This is a genomic window from Paraburkholderia sp. EG287B (assembly GCF_040965595.1).
Taxonomy (GTDB): Bacteria; Pseudomonadota; Gammaproteobacteria; order Burkholderiales; family Burkholderiaceae; genus Paraburkholderia.
In genome coordinates, this window is sequence record NZ_JBFRCG010000006.1 from 250185 (window position 1) to 269823 (window position 19639).

A 19639-nucleotide genomic window follows, 5' to 3' on the forward strand; every position below is an offset into this window, starting at 1 on the left:
ACTCGGATTCTATGAGTCGGAGTTTAAATGCGCAAGCCCCCTTTTGGGACGCACTGTTGACGAATCAGGCAACGATGTTGCGTGGCCGGGCGCTACATGCCCATGCCCGTCCCTGCTCCCGTGCTTGTGCCCGTACCCGTGCCCGTGGTCGTGACCGGGTTCGGCGTCGCATTCAGATCGATTCGTCCATACACGCCATCGGCTTCGTCGTTCGGTCCCGCGGCGAAGAACAGCGTATTGGAGGGCTGATTGCTGAGGTTGTTGCCGAACGCGATGCCCCACACGCCGGATTCGACGAGCGCATTGCCGTTCGACCCGTTGAGCGGCCCCATCGACTGGCCGTTCGATGCATTGAACGCGTTGATTGCGCCATTACCGAAATTGCCGATCAGTATCGCGCCGCTCATCGAGCCGAAGTTCGCGGGCGCTTGCGCAATGCCCCATGGCGCGTCGAGCGGACTGCCCGTCGCGAAGCGCTGCTTCAGGTTGCCGGCCGTGTCGTACACGTCGACCATGCCGAGCCCCGCGCCTGCAACGTCGTCGTGCTTCGCCGCGTCCTGCATCGCATACGTGACGAACAGATTCGAACCGATCGCCTGAATGCCGAACGGCGCGAAGCCGGCCGGCATCGTCGGGTCCGTGAAGCCGCCGGGCATCGTCACCTTGTTGAATGAGGTATTGAAAACGTCGATCTTGTTGTTATGGAAGTCGGTCGCGTAGAGGAAGTTCGCGTTGTTCATCGTCGCGAGCGCGAGCCCCTTGTACACGGCGCCGCCCGTGCCGTCGTCGTACATGACGAATGCGTTGGTCGGCCCGACCGCTGGCGCCCACGCGGTGATGGTGCCGCCCTCGCCCGCGAAGATGAACGCCGCGAGGCCGGACTTGCCGTTTTCCGTGACGGTGAAGCTTTGTGTGCCGTTGAAGACGATGCCCGTGGGCGATGCCGTGCCGTTCTTGCCGCTGGGTATCGCGACGATCAGCGATTGCGGCACGCCGTTGCCGTCATAGAGCGTGGCGACATTGGTGCCGTTGTCCGCGACCCAGGCAAACCCGTTCGGATTGAAGGCGACACCCCAGGGGTTTTTCAGATTCCCGTCGATGTGCGCGGCCGCCACCGCGCCATCGGAAACGAGCGCCGTCGCCGTGAACGACGACGGGGCGGGCACGCTCGCACTGCTGGAACCCGAGCTGGAACCGGAACTGCCGCCACACGACACGAGCGTCGCGATGGCCGCGCCACATGCTACGACGCCGAATACGGCGAGTAGAGACTTCATGACCGCACTCCTCGTTCAATCCAGGGGACTAACGGACAAAGAACGAGGAGGATGCAGCGTTTATTCCAGCGAAGAAACAGGGCTTGCTTCTCTGGCGATCGCAATGACTGAACTAGCTAGCGAAAAACACGTGGCGGGCAACGAGCGCTATGTGTGACTATCGGGCGCCTGCAGACTCGCCGATACCGGCGGCGATCTGCGCGGCGTACCGAGCAGGGCGAGCTGCTTCTCGTGCGGCGTCAGCGCGCCACTGTCGCGCTTGTCCGCTTCGGCATATTTTTGCGCTGCACGAGACAGATCGCCTTCGTCTTCCAGCGCCTGCCCCCACAGTTCATAAGAGGGCGCGAGATCGGGACGAAGCTCCACCGCGCGCGCCAGCTTGACGATCGCCGCCTCGTATTGTCCGTTGTCGATGAGCGCTTCTCCCCAGTCATGCAGGATGTTCACGTCGTCGTGGTGCATTTCATCGGCGCGGCGAAACGCGCCAAGCGCTTCGGCATACCGGTGCGCGTGCAACAGGACGTCGCCGAGCAAGCGCTGGTTCTCCGCAGTGCTCCACCGCTCGTGAGCGCCCGCGCGAAGCTCCTTGATCGCGGCGTCGATGCTGTGCTCCTGCTCGAGCGCGATACCGAGATTGGCGCGCAAGACGGCCGAGTGTGGATACAGCAACAGCGCGTCGCGCGATTGCTGTTCCGCCTCCTCGGCACGGTTTTGCCGCAGCAGCAGCCAGCCTTTTCCGGCGAGCGCCCATTGGCGTTGCGGTGAGCCAGGCCGGCTGAGGACATCGTCATAAATGGCTTCGACGTCGCTGTAGTCGCATTGGCCCGGCGAACACCGTGTCTTTTGCACCGTCGTGAACACATGGCTCGCAAGCGTATTCGGTTCGACGAGCCGCATGACCTCGATCGCGATGTCCCGCACCGACTGGTTGAAGTCCTTCCCGGTGAACGCGACGTCGTCGTGCATGGCGTTGAACGGGCCGTTTTCGATCTGGATATGCGCAACATACCCATCGGCGCCGCCGCTCACATGCGTAATGCCGATATGGACGACCACGTCCTGCTTGTTCCTGAACAGCGTCGATTTCAGAAAGCCGACGATCGAGGCATAGGACATGTCTTGACCCGGCAGCTTGATATCCGGGCTGTCGTTATCGGCCAGCGAGACATCGTGTGGAACCGCTTCGCTGTCGCTGCTGATTCCGCGCATCGCCGAAAGAATTCGTTCTGCCAGGAATTCCGGCGTATAGCCGGTCTCGGCCAGCGCTTTCGGTGTTTCCACCGGCGGCACCAGCACGTGCTGCGTGAGCGCGCCGGAGATGACGAGCCAGCAAAAGGGCACGGTCAGTACCGCGATGACCCAGGTGAGCACAAAGGGCCACAGCTCCCGTGGCGCGCGGCCGATCAGCCCGACCAGAAACAACACATGAGACAGACCCGCGGGCCTGCGATCCGGAACGCTCGACATGTTGCACCTCGACTCGGCTGCAGTTGGCTGGGCCCAACCGTCGGTCGGCATGAACGCATCGAGTGTGCCAGCGCCCGCAAAGGCTTGATTGACGGGCGTTTTGACCATGTTGCGAATTTCTGGCGTGGCGGGTGTTTTCTCCTGACCAACGCTTGAACGCGGCGAGTGCCGGTTCGCGGCACACACCTGCGAACGCGCGCTTACTTCACCGCCTCCACGTCTTCGACCTCGCCCGCCACCGGCACATTGCCCGAGGGGCTCATCATGCGCGGCTGCAGCATCAACGCGACGAGTCCGGTCCAGCCGGTCTGGTGCGATGCGCCGACGCCGCGCCCGTTGTCGCCATGGAAGTACTCATGGAACAGCACGAGATGGCGGCAGCGCGGATCGGCCTGCAGCAGCGGGTACGCGCCCATCACCGGGCGCTCGTTGTTGCGGTCGAGCAGAAAGAGCGTCGTGACGCGGCGCGCCAGCTCGTCGGCGATCTGCGCGAGCGAAAGCTTCTTGCCCGAGCCGGTCGGATACTCGACGCGAAAATCGTCGCCATAGTAGCGGTGAAATTCGTACAGCGACTCGATCAGCATATAGTTGACCGGCATCCACACCGGGCCGCGCCAGTTCGAATTGCCGCCGAATACGCGCGAGTCCGATTCGGCCGGCAGGTATCTGACGCGGAAGTCGCAGCTGTTGTGCCGGTAAACGAAAGGCTCGTCGAGATGGGCGCGAGAGAGCGCACGCACGCCGTGGTCCGAGAGAAATTCGGCTTCGTCGAGCATGCGCCGCAGCAGTGCCTTCATGCGGTGCCCGCGCAATAGCGAGAGCAGCAATGAATTGCCCTTGCCGGGTTCGTTCCAGCGCGACACGAGGCTGGCGAGGTCAGGCCGGTGCTGGAGGAAGAAGACCAGCCGCTCGCGCAGCCCCGGCAGGCCGCCGTGCACCCGCTCCTCCAGCACGCGCACCGCGAAGAAGGGAATCAGCCCGACGATCGAGCGCATGCGCAGCGGCACGCTGGTGCCGTCCGGCAGCCTCAGCTTGTCGTAGAAGAACTCGTCCACGCTGTCCCACAGGCCCGTCTCGCAGCCGTCGTCGCAGCTCACCGCGCCCGCGATATACAGGAAGTGCTCGAAGAACTTCACGCCGATATCGACGAACACATGGTTCGCGAACGCGAGTTCGAGCGCGATGCGCATCAGGTCGAGCGCGTAGGCCGCCATCCACGCGGTGCCGTCCGCCTGGTCGAGGTGCCCGCCTGTCGGCAGCGGCGACGAGCGGTCGAAGATGCCGACGTTGTCGAGCCCCAGGAAGCCGCCCTGGAAGATGTTGTGCCCGTCCGCATCCTTGCGGTTCACCCACCACGAAAAATTCAGCAGCAGCTTGTGGAAGACGAGTTCGAGAAAATCCCGGTCCGCCTTGCCGGTGATCGCGCGATCGATTTCATACACGCGCCACGCCGCCCACGCGTGCACGGGCGGATTCGCGTCGCCGAACGCCCATTCGTAGGCGGGCAACTGGCCGTTCGGATGCTGATAGCGGTCCTTCACGAGCAGCAGCATCTGCTTCTTTGCAAACATCGGATCGACCAGCGCGAACGCGACCGCCTGAAACGCGAGGTCCCACGATGCGTACCACGGGTACTCCCATTTGTCCGGCATCGAGAGGATGTCCGCGTTGCACAGATGCCGCCAGTCCGCATTGCGCCCGCGCTGCCGCGCGGCGGGCGGTGTCGGCTGCAGCGGGTCGCCTGCCATCCAGCGGTTCACGTCGTACTGGTAGTACTGCTTCGACCACAGCATCCCCGCCAGCGCCTGGCGCTGCACGAGCCGCGCGTCGGCGCTCTCGATGTCGCGCTGCAGCGCGTCGTAGAACGCGTCTGCTTCGGCAATGCGCTGCGCGAACAGGCCGTCGATGTCGAGCGCCACTTCATCCTTCGGCGCGGACAGCGGACGCCAGCGGAACGTGACGACCGCGCGGCCGTGCGCAGCGATCTCGATATGCACACGCGCGGCCACCTTCGTGCCCGCGTCGCGCCGGATCGCGTCGTTGTTGCCATGCACGACATAGTCGTCGAAACCGTCCTTGAATGGACCGGCGCCGTCCATGCCGAAGAGACGCTTCACGTTGGTGTCGTTCTCGCAAAACAGCCACTCGACGCGCTCGCCGCCTTGCGCGGCAGCCGTCACGACGAGCGGCTCGTGCGTGCCACAGTGCGCCACGACGTGCTCGCCGCCGGCCGACGAGACCAGTGCGAGCGACGGCTTGCTGCCTGCGGCCTTCCACGACCACGTGTTGCGCGCCCAGAACTGCGGCAACACATCGATCGACGCGTGCTGCCCGGCGCGGTTCTCGACTGTCACGCGCATGACGATGTCTTCCGGCGTGTGCTTTGCGTATTCGATCTGTACATCGAAATAGCGCTCGTCGTCGAATGCGCCCGTGTCGAGGATTTCATATTCGGGCGAGCCGGCGCCGCGCCGCGCGTTTTCATCGACCAGGTCCTGGTAGGGAAACGCCGCTTGCGGGTACTTGTAGAGCATGCGCATGTACGAATGCGTCGGCGTGCTGTCGAGGTAGAAGTACAGCTCCTTCACGTCCTCGCCATGATTGCCTTCCTGATTCGTGAGGCCGAACAGACGCTCCTTCAAAATCGGATCGAGGCCGTTCCACAGCGCGAGCGAGCAACACCAGTCCAGCCGCTCGTCGCCGAAACCGGCCAGTCCGTCCTCGCCCCAGCGATAGGCGCGCATGCGCGCGTGGTCGTGCGGGAAGTAGTCCCACGCGGTGCCGTGCTCGCTGTAATCCTCGCGTACCGTGCCCCATTGGCGCTCGCTGAGGTACGGTCCCCAGCGCTGCCAGCGGGCGTAATCGGCCGAGTAGAGGCGTTGGCCTTCAACCGTGTGGATGAGGCCGGCGGCGCGCTGCAGCATGGGCATCTCCTTGAATTGGGGCGCGGCGCAAGCGTCGCGAGTCTCCCATGCTAGCGCGGTTTGCCCGCCGGGCGTGCGCGCGGCGCTTCGGCTGCGGGCTAGCCGGCGTCGCCGAGCCGTTTCAGGACGCGCAGCAGTTCGCCGAGCGACCAAGCCTGGAACGGTGCGCCGCCAGGCCGGTGCGGCGCATCGCCATCGGCGACCTCGGGAAGGTGGTCGAGCCCGGCGCGGTCGAGATGCGCGAGCAGCGGCGCGACGAACCGCTCGCGAGCGAGCGCGCGCTGCGCCGCGGTATCGCCGTTCACGCGCAGCCAGGCGTCCACGAAGGGGCCGAGCAACCAGGGCCAGACGGTGCCCTGATGATAGGCGCCGTCGCGCTCGAGCACGCCGCCACGGTACTGCCCGCGATACGCGCGGTCAGACGGCGCGAGCGTGCGCAGCCCCATGGGCGTAAGCAGCCTGGCTTCGACCTGCGCGACGACCGGGCGCGCCGCGTCGCCTTCGAGCAGCGCGAACGGCAGACCGCCTGCCGCGAAGATCTGGTTCGGCCGGATCGAGCGATCGGCCGTGCCGTCTACGTGGTCGACGTCGACCACGTCGAATAGCGCCCCCGTCGACGGATCGACAAAGCGCCCCGCAAACGAGGCGCTGGCGCGCGCTTCGAGTTCGCGCCAGCGCGTATCCCATGCCGCGGCAATGCGCAGCGCGTTGATCCACAGCGCCTGAATTTCGACCGGCTTGCCGATACGCGGTGTGACCACCCAGTCGCCCGCCTTCGCATCCATCCAGGTAAGCTGCACGCCCGGCACGCCGGCTCGCAGCAGGCCATCGCGCGGATCGGCCGCGATCCGGTAGCGCGTGCCGCGCGCATAGCCTTCGAGGATGGCATCGACGGCGCCTTGCAGCGCATGCCGCGCTTCGGGCGGCACGTTCCCGGCCGCGAAGTACTCGTGCACCGCCACGACGAACCACAGCGATGCGTCGACGGAGTTGTATTCGGGCGCGCCGCCCGCATCGGGAAAGCGGTTCGGCAGCATGCCCTCTGATACGGTCGCCGCCCATTCGAGCAGGATCTCGCCCGCCTCCTCGTAGCGCTCGTTCGCGAGCAGCAGACCACGCATGGCGATGAACGTGTCGCGGCCCCAGTCGGTGAACCACGGATAGCCCGCGACGATCGTGCGGCCGTCGCCGCGCGCGACGACATAGGCGCTGGCCGACCGCTGCAGGCGCGAGCCGAACGACGCCCGGCGCACTTCTTCAAAGCCGGCGAGCAGCTGCGCGCGGCTCGCCGCGCTTTCGCCGCTGTCGAGCGAGGTATCCGGCGCAGGTGCACCGGACGATGGTTGCGCGCGCAACAGCATCACCGCGTCGCCCTCGCGCAGATCGAACGTGAACACGCCCGGCGTCGCGAGGTCCTCGGTGTAGTCGAGACCGCGCTCGCGTTCGCACGTGTAGCAGAAGTTGCGGTACCAGTCCGGCGCATGCGTATAGCCGCCGTTAGAGTGCGCGACGATGGCCGGTAGATCGCCGTACGGTTGCCAGCGCACGTGCTCGCCGTCGATCCGGGCGTTGAAGTCGAACGCGGGGTTCTCGTGGTGGAGCCCGTGATAGTCGCGGCCCGAGATCAGCGGGCGGACCTTCAGCACGGCACCGCCAGCCCCGGAGGGCGCATCGAGCCGCCAGCGCAGCACGGTCTCGCGGCTCGCCTTTGCCACGAACACTTCTGCCGTGAGCATGGCGCCGCCGTCCAGCCGGTAGCGCCACGTGGGCCACGGCGTGGAGTCGAAGCTCGCGATGCGCTCGGAGGTATCGGGATAGAGCAGATCGGGCGCGTAGCGCTGCATCGTCAGTGCGGTCTTGCGCTCCCCGTCCTCGAGCCAGGCTTCGATGCCGTTGACGAGCACCACGCGGTTCGTGGGCGGCTGCCTGGCCGTGAGCAGCAGCGCGTGATAGCGGCGCGTGCGCGCGGTGCCGACGGTGCCGGATGCGAATCCGCCAGCGCCGTCCGCTTCGAGCCATTCGTCGTCGAGGCGCTGCCCATCGATGGGGCTGTCAAGACGCGTCATCGGATGTCCTACCTCGTGGATCATCTGCGCAACGATACTCCCGTTCGCCTCGGGCTGCCGTGAGCGTCAAAGTCGGCGCAGTTGCACCGACCCGTCATTCGACGGTTCGCCCGCGCCGCTGCCGATAATGGATCTGCGCGGGCACCTGAACGGACTCTGGCGCGCCTTCGCCTTCGAGCAGCGAAAATACGCAACGCAGGCTATGTTCCGCGAGTTGCGCGCTGTCCTGCACGATCGCGTCGATGCGAAGCGGCAGGCAGTCGAGCAGCTGATGATCGTCGAAGGTCATCACGCAGCCCGGCGCCTGGGCGAGTTGGTGCGCTTCGTTCACGAACTCCAGCAAGCCCTCGAGCAGCGTGATCGAACCGGCGAACAGCGCCTCGGGATAGCGCCCATGCGCTTCGAACCAGGCCTTCATCAGCGCATAGCCCGACTCACGCTGGTAGTCGCGCTGAAACACCCAGTCGGCCTGCTCCGCAATGCCGTGGCGCTCGAGCGCGAGCCGATAGCCCGCCAGGCGGTCGCGGCTCGGTGACAGTTCGGGCTGGCCGCCGAAAAACACCACTTCCCGTGCGCCCTGCGCGATCGTCTCGCCCACCAGGGCCGCCACCGTTTCGGCGGCGTCGGTAATCACATAGGGAATCGCGCTCGTCGCCACGCGGCGGTCGGCGAAGACGATCGGCAGACGCTTGACCCACTTGTCGTAGCGCGGCGCATCGGCGGTGCACGGCACGACCACCACGCCATCTACCTGCTGCGCGACCAGATGCGCGAGGCCTTCGGTCTCACGCACCGGATCTTCGTCGCTCGTCACGATCACGAGCTGATAACGGTAGCGCTCGCGGCATTGCCATTCCATGGCCTGGGCGAGCGCGGCGTGCGCCGAGTTGGTCAGATCGGGAATCACGAGGCCGATCGTGTTGCTGCGCCGCGAGCGCAGCGCGCGCGCCGATTGCGACGGCGTGAAATGATGGTCCCTCGCCACCTGCAGCACGCGCTCGACCGTCGCCGCCGAAATGCGGTAGCGCTCGGCGTTGCCGTTGAGCACCATGCTGGCCGTGGTGCGCGAAACCTCCGCGAGGCGGGCAATGTCGTCGATAGTCAGACGCTCGAACTGGGACACGCGGCCTTCCTGCTGGATGTGGGTTGGGGATCGGATAAACGCGAGAGCGAAGAGCCGGCGACGCGGCTGGGAGCCCGGGCAAGCCCCAAAACGAAGCGCCCCGTGTGGCACGGGGCGCGCGGTCGCTCTCAAGCGCGCGCGGACGCGAAGATCTTCGCGTCCGATGGTACTACGCTCGCGCGCGCCTGAAAACGTGCTTACTGCTTGTACAGGTTCAGCGGCACCGGGATGAACTTGTCGACCGGCTGACCGTCGACCACCTTCTTCGCGGCCTGCACGCCATACTGGCCGATCAGTTCGGGCTGCTGCTGCACGGTCGCGGCCATCTGGCCGGCCTTGACCGCGGCGATCGCGTCGTCGGTGGCGTCGAAGCCTACCACGGCCACGTTCTTCAGGCCCGCAGCCTGCAGCGCCTTGACCGCGCCCAGCGCCATTTCGTCGTTCTGCGCGAACACACCCTGAATGTCCTTGTTGCTCTGGATGATGTTTTCCATCACCGAAAGGCCCTTGGCGCGATCGAAGTCGGCCGGCTGCTTCGTGACGATCTTCACGCCGCCCTTGGCCGCGATTTCGTCGTCGAAACCGGCGCCGCGCTCGTTGGCCGCCGACGAACCCGGAATGCCTTGCAGCTCGACGATGTTGCCCTTGCCGCCCAGCGTGTCGGCGAGGAAATCAGCAGCCATTTTGCCGCCCGCCTTGTTGTCCGAAGCGATATGCGAACTGACTTCCGCGCCGTTCACGCTGCGGTCGAGCGAAATCACCTTGATGCCCTTGCTCGTCGCTTCCTTCACGACGTTGGCCACCGCCGAAGAATCGGTCGGGTTGATGAGGATGACGTTGACCTTCTTCTCGATCAGGTCTTCCACGCTCGCCTGCTGCCTGGCCGGATCGTTCTGCGCGTCGACGGTGATGAGCGTCACGCCGTCCTTCTTCGCTTCGTCTTCGGCGCCCTTCTTGAGCGAGACGAAGAACGGATTGTTGAGCGTCGAGATCGACAGGCCGACCGTGACTGCGCCGCCCGAAGCCGGCGCCGCGGCCGATGCGCCGGCATCGGCGGTGCTGCCCGGACCTTCCTTCGAGCAGGCTGCGAGGCCCAGCACGAGCGAACCGGCGGCGAGCGCCGCAAACAGTTTCAAGATCGACGGCGAATTGTGCTTATGCATAGTCTTCCTCCTCGTTATATATGGAGTGTGTGGAGATAAAAAACGTCAGGATAACTATTGATGCAGAACTGCCGCGCCACGCGAATGAAGCGTGGCGCGCCGAGGTATTACGACGACTTCTTGTTGCCGCGGTCGATCAGCACGGCAAGCAGGATCACGATGCCCTTGATGACCTGCTGATAGAACGACGACACGTCGAGCAGGTTCAGGCCGTTGTTGAGCACGCCGATCAGCAGCGCGCCCACGAGCGTGCCGAAGATCCAGCCGCGGCCGCCCGTGAGGCTCGTGCCGCCCAGCACGACCGCCGCGATGGCGTCGAGCTCGTAGCCCGTGCCGGCGGTCGGCTGCGCGGAGTTCAGGCGCGAGGTCAGCACCACGCCCGCGAGCGCCGACATGACGCCCGCGATCGTGTACACCCACAACTGGATGCGATCGACCTTCACGCCGGACAGCTTCGCCGATTCGGCATTGCCGCCCGTTGCATAGATATGGCGGCCGAACACGGTCTTGCGCAGCAGGACCCAGAACACACCGAACATCACTAGCATCAGCACGACGGGAATCGGCACGAGGCGCGCGACATAGCCGCCGCCCAGCAACGAGAAGAAGTCGCTGTTGAAGCTGCTGATCGGGCTGCCGTTCGATCCGACGAGCGCGAGGCCGCGCAGCACCGTCATCGAACCGAGCGTGGCGATGAACGGCGCGACCTTGCCCTTGCTGATCACGAGACCATTCGCGAAGCCCATCAGGCCGCCGGCCACGAGGCCGGCGAGCGTCGCGACGACGGCGGGCGTACCCGCGCTCAGCAGCGTCGCGATGATCACCGAGGACAGCGCGAGCACCGAGCCCGCCGAGAGATCGATGCCGCCGAGCAGGATCACGAGCGTCATGCCGAACGCGATCAGCGCGTTGATCGACGCCTGCCGCATCACGTTGAGCAGGTTGTCGAGCGTGAGGAAATCGCGGCTCACGATCGAGAGCGCCACCGAAATGATCAGCAGTGCTACGAAGGGTCCGAGCTTTTGCAGCGTCGCCCGGCTGGCGGGGGTAAGGGTCACTTGCGACATGTCATGTCTCGCTAGTTTTCAGTGATTGGTAAGCGCCTTCGCTCAGGCCGCCACGGCTTGCGCGGCACTCGCCTGGCCGCCGGCTGCCGCCGTCATGATCCGTTCCTGGGTGGCCGCGGCCGCTTCGAAGATGCCGTTCTGGCGTCCCTGATGCATGACGAGAATGCGATCGCTCATGGCCAGCACTTCGGGCAGCTCGGACGACACCATCACGATGGCGACGCCCTGCTCCGCGAGCTGATTGATGATCGTGTAGATCTCGGCCTTGCCGCCCACGTCCACGCCGCGCGTGGGCTCGTCGAGCAGCAGCACCTTCGGCGGCTGCGCCAGCCACTTCGCGAACACGACCTTCTGCTGATTGCCGCCCGAAAGCGCCTTGACGTCCAGTTCGGCGTCGCGCGTGCGCACGCGCAACTGCTTGATGAGCCCGTCGACGGCGCTGCGCTCCGCGCGCTCGTTGACGAAGCCGAGCGTGGCGTACTGGTCCAGATGCACGAGCGTCGCGTTTTCGCGCACCGACATGCCGAGCACGAGCCCCTGTCGCTTGCGGTCTTCCGTGACGAAGCCAATGCCCGCCGCAATCGCGCTCGACGCATCGCGCACCTCGAGCGGCTTGCCGTCGAGCGTGACCGTGCCCGCGGTCTTGCGGTTCGCGCCGAACAGCGTGCGCAGAATCTCGCTGCGGCCTGCGCCCATGAGTCCGGCGATGCCCAGCACCTCGCCCGCGCGCACGTCGAACGTAATGCCTTCGATATGGCCGTCGTCCGCCAGACCGGACACGCTCATGCGCACGTCGCCCGGCGCATGGCTGCGCTTCGGGAATCGCTCGCCGATCTCGCGGCCCACCATCAGGCGCACGATCTCGTCGAAGCCGGTGTCGCGAATCGCGCGCTCGCCGACGAAATGGCCGTCGCGCAGCACGCTGATCTTGTCGCAAACACGGAAGATCTCTTCCATGCGGTGCGAGACGTAGACGATCGCCACGCCGCTCGCCTTGAGCGACTGCATGATCTCGAACAGCGTTTCGATCTCGCGGTTCGTGAGCGCGGCGGTCGGCTCGTCCATCACGAGGACTTGCGCGTTCAGCGACAGCGCCTTGGCGATTTCCACGAGTTGCTGCTGACCGATGGAGAGCAGCCCCGCCTCGGTCTGCGGATCGATACGCTGCGCGCCGACCTTGTCGAGCCACTTGCGCGCCTCTTTGCGCATCGTCGCGACGTCGACCATGCCGAAGCGGCTCGGCTCGCGGCCGAGGAACAGATTCTCCATCACCGTCAGTTGCGGGATGAGGTTCAATTCCTGGTGAATGATGGCAATGCCCGCGCGTTCGGCCTCGACGGTGCTGCGGATCTGCACCGCGCGCCCGTCCACGAGGATCTCGCCCGCATCGGCTTGATACACGCCGCTCAGGATCTTCATGAGCGTCGATTTGCCTGCGCCGTTCTCGCCCATCAGCGCGTGGATCTCGCCGGCCTCGATGCGGAAATCAACGCCTTCGAGCACCCGAACCGGACCGAACGCCTTGCCGATCCCCTGCATCATCACTTGCATCCTGGACCTCTCAGAAGATCACGCCCGAATGCAAAATCACATTCGCGTAGGGGCTGCATTCGCCGGTGCGGATCACCGCCTTCGCCTCGCGGCAGCGGTGCTTGAATTCTTCGTGCGGCACGTTTTCCACGGCGATGTGCGCGGCGGCCATCTCGCGGCTGCGCGCCACCACGGCCGCGTTGTGCGTCTGCGCCTCGCTCGCGAACACCGCGCGCTCGGCCTTGAAGTCGGCGAGCACGCTGTCGAGCACGGCGAAGAAGTCGGGCACGCCCACCGCGAGCGAAACGTCGATGCATTCCACACCGTCGGGAATGGGCAGGCCGCAGTCGGCGATCACGAGGCTGTCCGTGTGGCCCATGCGCGCGAGCACGCGTGCGATATCGCGATTCAGATGTCCGTGTTTTTTCACTGCGAATCTCAGGCTTGCGTGTTCAGGAAGGCTTCGAGTTCGGCGAGCGTGGGCATGCCGCCCTGCGCACCGGCGCGCGTCACCGAGAGCGCGCCCGCCGCGTTCGCGCGCCGCACGGCCTCGCCAATGCCGAGATGCCAGAACGCCGCGAGCGCGCCGTTGAAGGTGTCGCCGGCGCCGGTCGTATCGACGGCTTCGACGGTGAATCCCGGCTGATGCACGAGCGCGCCATCGGCGTCGGTGTAGTACGCGCCGTCTTTACCGTGCGTCATGGCAATGCGCACAGGCGAGCGCGCGATGACCTCGGCCCACGCGCCTTCCGGCGTTTGCAGCGCGGTCGCGAGCTCGTGCTCGTTGGGCGTGAGCAGCGTGGTCAGCTCGAGCAGCTCGCCGCTCAGTTCGACTGCGGGTGCGGGATTGAGGAAGAACGGCTTGCCGTGTTCGCGAGCGCGCCGCGCGGCATGGAGCACCGTTGCATAGGGCACTTCGAGTTGCGCGAGCACGACGTCGGCCTGGGCGATCGCGGCGCTTGCACGGTCGATGTCTTCGGGCGAAAGCTCGTGGTTCGCGCCCGGCACGACGATGATCGCGTTGTCGCCGCCCGAGAGCGTGATGGAGGCGATGCCGGTCGCCTCGCGACCCGTGCTCACATGCGCGATATCGACGCCTTCGCGCGCCAGCGTCGCTTTCATCTCGCCGCCGAACGCATCGGCGCCGACGCAGCCGATCATCGTCACCTCCGCGCCAAGACGCGCCGCCGCGACCGCCTGGTTCGCGCCCTTGCCGCCCGGATGGGTCGAAAAATGCGTGCCGAACAGCGTCTCGCCGAGCCGGGGAAACGTGTCGGTCGTGACGACCATGTCCATATTGATGCTGCCCACCACCACTACGCGCGCCATTGCACTCCCTTTCCACGGCTTGCCGCGCCTGCGGTTTTTTGCCGTGCTAAAACGTAATCAGCTTGGGAGCGCAGTTATACCAGAGTCCTCACGCGGGTGAAATAGACCCAGGGTATTACCGGATACGCATAGCAAATATGTCCCCGATTATTGGCAACCAGCCGAAGCGGGACGACGCCGCGTCATGCGAAGCGCTATGCTGTCGAACCCAATTGAAGAACAGCAAGGAGATGACGAAGCATGAACAGAACGGTGACGGTGGCGGGCGTGATCGGCACGGGATTGATGGGCGTCGGCATCGCGACGCAATGTGCGCTGCACGGCCTGCGCACGATCGTCCATGACGTTGATCCCGCGCGGCTCGACAGTGTGTCCGCGAAGGCCCAGGCCGTGCTCGACGAACTGACCGACGCAGGCCGCATCGACGCGGCAACAGGCGCGGCCGCGCTTGCGCGTATCGAAACGAGCGCGACACTCGAAGCCATGACCGAAGCCCAGTTCGTCTTCGAGGCCGTGCCCGAAGTGCTCGATCTCAAGCACGGGCTCTATACGCAACTCGGCGCGGTGCTCGCCCCCGACGCGATTCTCGCGAGCAACACGAGCGGCTTCGAGCCGGATCTGCTGGCAGAGCCGCTGGCCGCGCCCGAGCGCTTCGTGATCGCGCATTTCTGGAATCCGCCGCACATGATCCCGCTCGTCGAAGTCGTGCCGGGGCGCGCCACCACGCCCGACGTCACCGCGCGAACCGAGACGCTGATGCGCGCGATCGGCATGGAGCCCGTCGTGCTCGCCAAAGCGATCCCCGGCTTCGTCGGCAACCGGCTGCAATTCGCGGTGCTGCGCGAGGCGCTCAATATCGTGCGTTCGGGCGCGGCGAGCCCCGAGGTGGTGGACCGCGTGATGAAGGCGTCGCTCGGCCGCCGGTGGGGCATCGTCGGCCCGTTCGAGAGCGCGGACATGGGCGGCCTCGACACCTTCGTCGACATCTCCTCGCATCTCATGCCCGAACTGGCGAAGGACGAAGACGTGATAGATTTGTTGCGCGCGCAAGTCAAAGCGGGCCGTGTGGGTGTGCGCAGCGGCGCGGGCTTCTACGACTGGGATGAAGCACACGTGGCGCGCGTGAAGGCCGCGCGCAAAAAACTCATTGCGGGCGGGTGACTGCGCGGACTCACGGCATCAAACGTCGATACCCAGCGCAACGATGCGCCGGTACAGCGTCGCGCGCGCCATGCCGATCTGCGCGGCGGCTTTCGTCACCTGGCCGCCCGCCGCGCGCAACGCGTCGGTCAGGAAGCGGCGTTCGTAGTCGCGCATTGCTTCGTCGTACTGCTGATACTGCGGCGCGCCGGTGTCGTCCTGCGTATCGTGCTGAGCGCCCTCCTCCTCGTCCCGGCGCTGCCCGCGCCCGTCGCCGATGAAGCGCGCGAGCGAGCGCGCATCGATGCGCTCGCTATCCGATAGCAGCACCGCGCGCTCGAGCGTGTTGCGCAACTCGCGCACGTTGCCCGGCCAGCCATACGCACACAGCACCGCGAGCGCGTCCTTGTCGAGTTCGAGATGCCCCGCGCCGCTCTCCACCGCGAGCTTGTCGAGAATCGAATACGCCATCGCCTCGATGTCCGCCAGGCGCTCGCGCAGCGGCGGCACACGAATCATCAGTACGTTGAGCCGATAGTAGAGGTCCGCGCGAAACCGGCCCCGCGCCACGAGCGCGGGCAGATCCGCCGAGGTCGCCGCGATGATGCGCACGTCGGTGCGCACGATGCGATTCGAGCCGAGCGGCTCGAACTCCTGCTCCTGCAAGACCCGCAGCAATTTGCCCTGCAGCGCGAGCGGCATGTCGCCGATCTCGTCGAGAAAGAGTGTGCCGCCCTGGGCCAGCTCGAATTTGCCGATGCGCCCCTTGCGCTCCGCGCCCGTGTACGCGCCCGCCTCCGCACCGAAGAACTCGAGTTCCAGCAGCGTGTCGGGAATCGCCGCGACGTTCACCGTCACGAGCGGACTGTCCGCGCGTCCGGACGCGCCGTGGATGGCGTGTGCGAGCAATTCCTTGCCCGTGCCCGTTTCGCCGAGCAACAGCACCGGCGAGGCGAGACGCGCGGCCCGGCGCGCCTGGCGCTTCACTTCGAGGCTTGCGGCGCTGGTGCCGATCAGGCTAGAAAAGCTGTACTTCGCGCGCCGCACCTGCGCGAGCGACTGGCGCGTGCTGATCAGTTCGGCGCGCAGCCGCGCGTACTGGCTGAAGAGGGGCGACAGTCCCTTGAGTTCGTTGAACAGCACGAAGCCGACGGCGCCGATCGTTTCGCCGTTGTCGTCCTTGATCGGCAAACGCGTGACGACGATCGGATCGCGATCGGTCTCGAGAATGTCGAGCAGAATGGGCTCGCCCCCCTTCACGACGTCGCGCATCATGCTGTTCGGAATGACGGCTTCGCAATCGAGACCGATCACGGCTGTGGGGTCGTCAAAGCCGAAGCGCGCCGCGTAGTCCCGGTTGATCTAGACCACGCGCGCGTTGCGATCGACGATCACGGTGCCTTCGCTGAACTTGTCGAGCGATTGAAAGAGCGATTGCATCGCCAGCTTGCGCACGTGGTCGTAGTCGGCCAGCAGCGCGGTCGTTTCGATTTCCATTCGGTGCTTTTCCTGGATCGCGGCCCTGACGTAGCCCGTCACGACCAGTGGATTCTCATTTGCGGGACGCATTATCTCAGAAATGAGATTGCGCCACGTCCCCTGAAATTCCTGGCTTTGCGCGCGGGGTGGCAAGCGGCGGCGCGCTCTCTTCGCCTAACCCGTCTCAGTCTTGAGACGCACTGCCGCCGCAACCACCCCAGCTGTGCCCTCGCGCCCCATGCCGCCCGTTCGCGCGCCGCTTCGCGCAAGGCTCCCCGCCCGCTGGCACATATCGTGCTCTATTGCGCGGTCGCGCCGGCTTCGGCGCGCGCGAACAACAAACAGACCTGCACGAATAAACCAACTGGAGACAAGATGTCCTTTGTGATTGTGATCGCCGCTTTGGCGTTCCTGATGTTCGTGGCCTACCGCGGCTACAGCGTCATTCTCTTCGCGCCCATTGCCGCACTGGGCGCCGTGCTGCTGATCGATCCTTCCGCCGTCGCCCCCGTGTTTTCCGGCATCTTCATGGAAAAGATGGTCGGCTTCGTCAAGCTCTACTTCCCCGTCTTCCTGCTCGGTGCCGTGTTCGGTAAGGTCATCGAACTATCGGGCTTCTCCGAGGCGATCGTGGCCGCCGCGATCCGCTACATTGGCCGCTCGCGCGCCAATGCCGTGATCGTCGCGGTCTGCGCGCTGCTCACGTATGGCGGCGTCTCGCTCTTCGTCGTGGTGTTCGCGGTGTATCCGTTCGCCGCCGAACTCTATCGCCAGAGCAACATTCCGAAGCGCCTCATGCCTGGTGCGATCGCGCTCGGCGCGTTCACGTTCACGATGGATTCGCTGCCCGGTACGCCGCAGATCCAGAACATCATTCCCACCACGTTCTTCAAGACCACCGCGTGGGCCGCGCCCTGGCTCGGCGTGATCGGCTCGATCTTCATCATCGTGGTCGGTCTCACGTACCTCGAATGGCGCCGCCGCAGCGCCATGGCGAAGGGCGAAGGCTATGGCACGTCGCTCGTGAACGAACCGGAGCGCGTCGAGACCGGCAACCTGCCGCATCCGGCGCTGGCCATCGCGCCGCTCGCGCTCGTTGGCGTCGCCAACTTCCTGCTGACGAAGTGGATTCCGCAGTGGTACGGCGAAAGCTTCACCGTCGCGCCCGACGTGCTGCCCGGCATGCATGCGCCCGTAACGGTGGCCGTGAAGAGCGTCGTGGCCATCTGGGCCGTGCAGGGCGCACTGCTGCTCGGCATTCTGCTCGTCATCGTGACGGCGTTCGGCCGCGTGAAGGAACGCTTTGCGACCGGCACGAAGACCGCAGTGAGCGGCGCGCTGCTCGCCACGCTCAATACGGCATCCGAGTACGGCTTCGGCGGCGTGATCTCGGCGCTGCCCGGCTTCCTCGTGGTCGGCAATGCGCTCAAGGCCATCCCGAATCCGCTCGTGAATGCGGCCGTGTCGGTTTCGGCGCTCGCGGGTATCACGGGCTCTGCGTCGGGCGGCATGAGCATCGCGCTCGCCGCCATGTCGGACACCTTCATCAAGACCGCGCAGGCCATGCACATTCCGATGGAAGTGCTGCACCGCGTGGTGGCAATGGCGAGCGGCGGCATGGATACGCTGCCGCACAACGGCGCGGTCATCACGCTGCTCGCGGTCACGGGCCTCACGCACCGCGAATCGTATCGCGACATTTTCGCGGTCACCATCATCAAAACGCTTGCGGTCTTCTTCGTGATCGCCGTGTTCTACCTGACCGGCATCGTCTAACCGGCAACTACACCAGGCCCACCCATGCATCTCCCCAACACGCTCTCCCTCGCCGGAAAAACCGCCGTCGTCACCGGTTCGACCAGCGGCATCGGTCTCGGCATTGCGACGGCGCTGGCTCGCGCAGGCGCCAATATCGTCCTGAACGGTTTCGGCGATCCGGCGCCCGCGCTAGCGCAAATCGAGGCGGCCGGCGTGCGCGTCGCGCATCACAACGCGGATATGAGCCGTCCTGCCGAGATCGAAGCCCTCGTGGCCTTCGCGGCCAGCACGTTCGGCGGACTCGATATTCTCGTCAACAACGCGGGCATTCAGTATGTCGAAACGATCGAGAACTTTCCGGTGGAGCGCTGGGACCAGATCATCGCGATCAATCTGAGCGCGACGTTTCACGCGACGCGCGCGGCGCTTCCCATCATGCGCGCAGCGCGTTGGGGACGCGTGATCAATATCGCTTCGGTACACGGGCTCGTGGGCTCGGTCGGCAAGTCGGCCTATGTCGCGGCCAAGCATGGCGTGATCGGGCTCACCAAGGTCGCCGCACTGGAAACCGCGCGCAGCGGCGTGACCGTCAATGCGATCTGTCCGGGCTGGGTGCTCACGCCGCTCGTGCAGAAGCAGATCGACGATCTGGCCCACCGCGAGGCCATGTCCGTCGAAGACGCTACGCTGAAACTGCTCGGCGAAAAGCAACCGTCGGCAAGCTTTGCGACGGTCGAGCAGATTGGTGGCGTGGCGGCGTTCCTGTGCTCGGAAGCGGCGAACGAGATGCGTGGCGCCGAGTTCAAGGTGGATGGCGGCTGGCTCGCGCAGTAAAAGCGGCGGCGCGCGAGCGACGCACAACGCGTCAATCGCGCGCCATGCGCCGCAGCTTCATGGCGTGCAGCCGTTGGCTGAGCCCTTTGAAGACACTGTTTAGCGCAAGCCCCAAATGAAGTAAAGGTTACCCGGCTGCAACGTCACGACCTTCGCAGAAAGCCATGTCTGCACACGCGGTGAGCGCCAGATCCTCGCGAGCAGCTTTTCCACGATCGCCTTCTCGACGATATTGACGATTGCGAAGCGCCGCGCCTTGCGTAGATTCGGAAACATGACGAGATGGGCGGCCAGTTCGCCCGGGTCATTGGGAATCAGAATCGGCAGCAGGATCGATATGGCGTACGAGTCGTAGTGGAAATTGTTCGAGTGACGGATGCCCTGTTTTCCCGAAAGCACGCGCACCGTACAGAACGCCCGAACGCGTCGATTGATATGCTGGCTGATTACTTCGGGTCGCTTCACAATGAGTCGACGCGATG

At 65.4% G+C, this 19639-nt stretch carries 14 protein-coding genes and 2 pseudogenes; 4 read left to right on the top strand and 12 right to left on the bottom strand.

Annotated features, from left to right (window positions below):
* Positions 1–92 precede the first annotated feature (92 nt).
* Positions 93–1277, bottom strand: coding sequence for a TIGR03118 family protein (locus tag AB4Y40_RS12620; RefSeq protein ID WP_368687957.1), 1185 nt, complete (start codon positions 1275–1277; stop codon positions 93–95).
* On the opposite strand from AB4Y40_RS12620, the gene AB4Y40_RS12625 reads away from it, so the two are divergent.
* A complete protein-coding gene (locus AB4Y40_RS12625) occupies positions 1276–1434 on the top strand; it encodes a hypothetical protein (RefSeq protein ID WP_368687958.1) in 159 nt (52 codons plus the stop codon). The two genes, AB4Y40_RS12620 and AB4Y40_RS12625, sit on opposite strands and share 2 nt — an antisense overlap.
* On the opposite strand, the gene AB4Y40_RS12630 is transcribed toward AB4Y40_RS12625, so the two are convergent.
* The 9 genes and pseudogenes from AB4Y40_RS12630 to rbsK form a co-directional block, all read right to left on the bottom strand.
* Positions 1425–2744: a tetratricopeptide repeat protein gene (locus tag AB4Y40_RS12630; RefSeq protein WP_368687959.1), complete on the bottom strand. Its 1320-nt coding sequence runs from the start codon at positions 2742–2744 to the stop codon at positions 1425–1427. The two genes, AB4Y40_RS12625 and AB4Y40_RS12630, sit on opposite strands and share 10 nt — an antisense overlap.
* A 200-nt stretch (positions 2745–2944) precedes the next feature.
* The gene (locus AB4Y40_RS12635) at positions 2945–5674 is read right to left on the bottom strand and encodes a glucosidase (RefSeq protein ID WP_368687960.1); all 2730 of its coding nucleotides are present in this window, start codon (positions 5672–5674) and stop codon (positions 2945–2947) included.
* Positions 5675–5766: 92 nt separating this feature from the next.
* A complete protein-coding gene (locus AB4Y40_RS12640; protein WP_368687961.1) occupies positions 5767–7734 on the bottom strand; it encodes an amylo-alpha-1,6-glucosidase in 1968 nt (655 codons plus the stop codon).
* Positions 7735–7828: 94 nt separating this feature from the next.
* The gene (locus AB4Y40_RS12645; protein ID WP_368687962.1) at positions 7829–8857 is read right to left on the bottom strand and encodes a substrate-binding domain-containing protein; all 1029 of its coding nucleotides are present in this window, start codon (positions 8855–8857) and stop codon (positions 7829–7831) included.
* Positions 8858–9054: 197 nt separating this feature from the next.
* On the bottom strand, positions 9055–10020 hold the full coding sequence (gene rbsB / locus AB4Y40_RS12650) for a ribose ABC transporter substrate-binding protein RbsB (protein ID WP_368687963.1): 966 nt from the start codon (positions 10018–10020) through the stop codon (positions 9055–9057).
* Positions 10021–10127: 107 nt separating this feature from the next.
* Entirely contained in the window at positions 10128–11087 is a 960-nt protein-coding gene (locus AB4Y40_RS12655) for an ABC transporter permease (RefSeq protein ID WP_368687964.1), read from the bottom strand.
* Positions 11088–11129: 42 nt separating this feature from the next.
* Entirely contained in the window at positions 11130–12629 is a 1500-nt protein-coding gene (locus tag AB4Y40_RS12660; protein ID WP_368687965.1) for a sugar ABC transporter ATP-binding protein, read from the bottom strand.
* A gap of 19 nt (positions 12630–12648) precedes the next feature.
* Positions 12649–13047: a D-ribose pyranase gene (gene rbsD, locus AB4Y40_RS12665; protein WP_368687966.1), complete on the bottom strand. Its 399-nt coding sequence runs from the start codon at positions 13045–13047 to the stop codon at positions 12649–12651.
* Between the two features lie 8 nt (positions 13048–13055).
* Positions 13056–14020: pseudogene (gene rbsK / locus AB4Y40_RS12670) on the bottom strand (ribokinase).
* A 166-nt stretch (positions 14021–14186) separates the two neighbouring features.
* Between rbsK and AB4Y40_RS12675 the strand changes: the two are divergent.
* Positions 14187–15107: a 3-hydroxyacyl-CoA dehydrogenase family protein gene (locus AB4Y40_RS12675; protein WP_368687967.1), complete on the top strand. Its 921-nt coding sequence runs from the start codon at positions 14187–14189 to the stop codon at positions 15105–15107.
* An 18-nt stretch (positions 15108–15125) separates the two neighbouring features.
* Here the strand turns inward: AB4Y40_RS12675 and AB4Y40_RS12680 are convergent.
* A pseudogene (locus AB4Y40_RS12680) lies at positions 15126–16583 on the bottom strand (sigma-54 interaction domain-containing protein).
* 357 nt (positions 16584–16940) lie between these two features.
* Between AB4Y40_RS12680 and AB4Y40_RS12685 the strand changes: the two are divergent.
* Positions 16941–18341, top strand: coding sequence for a GntP family permease (locus AB4Y40_RS12685; protein WP_368687968.1), 1401 nt, complete (start codon positions 16941–16943; stop codon positions 18339–18341).
* Positions 18342–18365: 24 nt separating this feature from the next.
* Entirely contained in the window at positions 18366–19157 is a 792-nt protein-coding gene (locus AB4Y40_RS12690) for a 3-hydroxybutyrate dehydrogenase (RefSeq protein WP_368687969.1), read from the top strand.
* Between the two features lie 99 nt (positions 19158–19256).
* Here AB4Y40_RS12690 and AB4Y40_RS12695 read toward each other — a convergent pair whose 3' ends face one another.
* Positions 19257–19556 (bottom strand): hypothetical protein, encoded by a 300-nt coding sequence (locus AB4Y40_RS12695; RefSeq protein WP_368687970.1) that lies wholly within the window; start codon positions 19554–19556, stop codon positions 19257–19259.
* Between the last annotated feature and the right edge of the window lie 83 nt (positions 19557–19639).

Coding starts and splice junctions, on each gene's coding strand:
- AB4Y40_RS12625 (WP_368687958.1), top strand. CDS start 1,276: ATGACCGCACTCCTCGTTCAATCCAGGGGACTAACGGACAAAGAACGA.
- AB4Y40_RS12620 (WP_368687957.1), bottom strand. CDS start 1,277: ATGAAGTCTCTACTCGCCGTATTCGGCGTCGTAGCATGTGGCGCGGCC.
- AB4Y40_RS12630 (WP_368687959.1), bottom strand. CDS start 2,744: ATGTCGAGCGTTCCGGATCGCAGGCCCGCGGGTCTGTCTCATGTGTTG.
- AB4Y40_RS12635 (WP_368687960.1), bottom strand. CDS start 5,674: ATGCCCATGCTGCAGCGCGCCGCCGGCCTCATCCACACGGTTGAAGGC.
- AB4Y40_RS12640 (WP_368687961.1), bottom strand. CDS start 7,734: ATGACGCGTCTTGACAGCCCCATCGATGGGCAGCGCCTCGACGACGAA.
- rbsB (WP_368687963.1), bottom strand. CDS start 10,020: ATGCATAAGCACAATTCGCCGTCGATCTTGAAACTGTTTGCGGCGCTC.
- AB4Y40_RS12655 (WP_368687964.1), bottom strand. CDS start 11,087: ATGTCGCAAGTGACCCTTACCCCCGCCAGCCGGGCGACGCTGCAAAAG.
- AB4Y40_RS12660 (WP_368687965.1), bottom strand. CDS start 12,629: ATGATGCAGGGGATCGGCAAGGCGTTCGGTCCGGTTCGGGTGCTCGAA.
- AB4Y40_RS12675 (WP_368687967.1), top strand. CDS start 14,187: ATGAACAGAACGGTGACGGTGGCGGGCGTGATCGGCACGGGATTGATG.
- AB4Y40_RS12685 (WP_368687968.1), top strand. CDS start 16,941: ATGTCCTTTGTGATTGTGATCGCCGCTTTGGCGTTCCTGATGTTCGTG.
- AB4Y40_RS12690 (WP_368687969.1), top strand. CDS start 18,366: ATGCATCTCCCCAACACGCTCTCCCTCGCCGGAAAAACCGCCGTCGTC.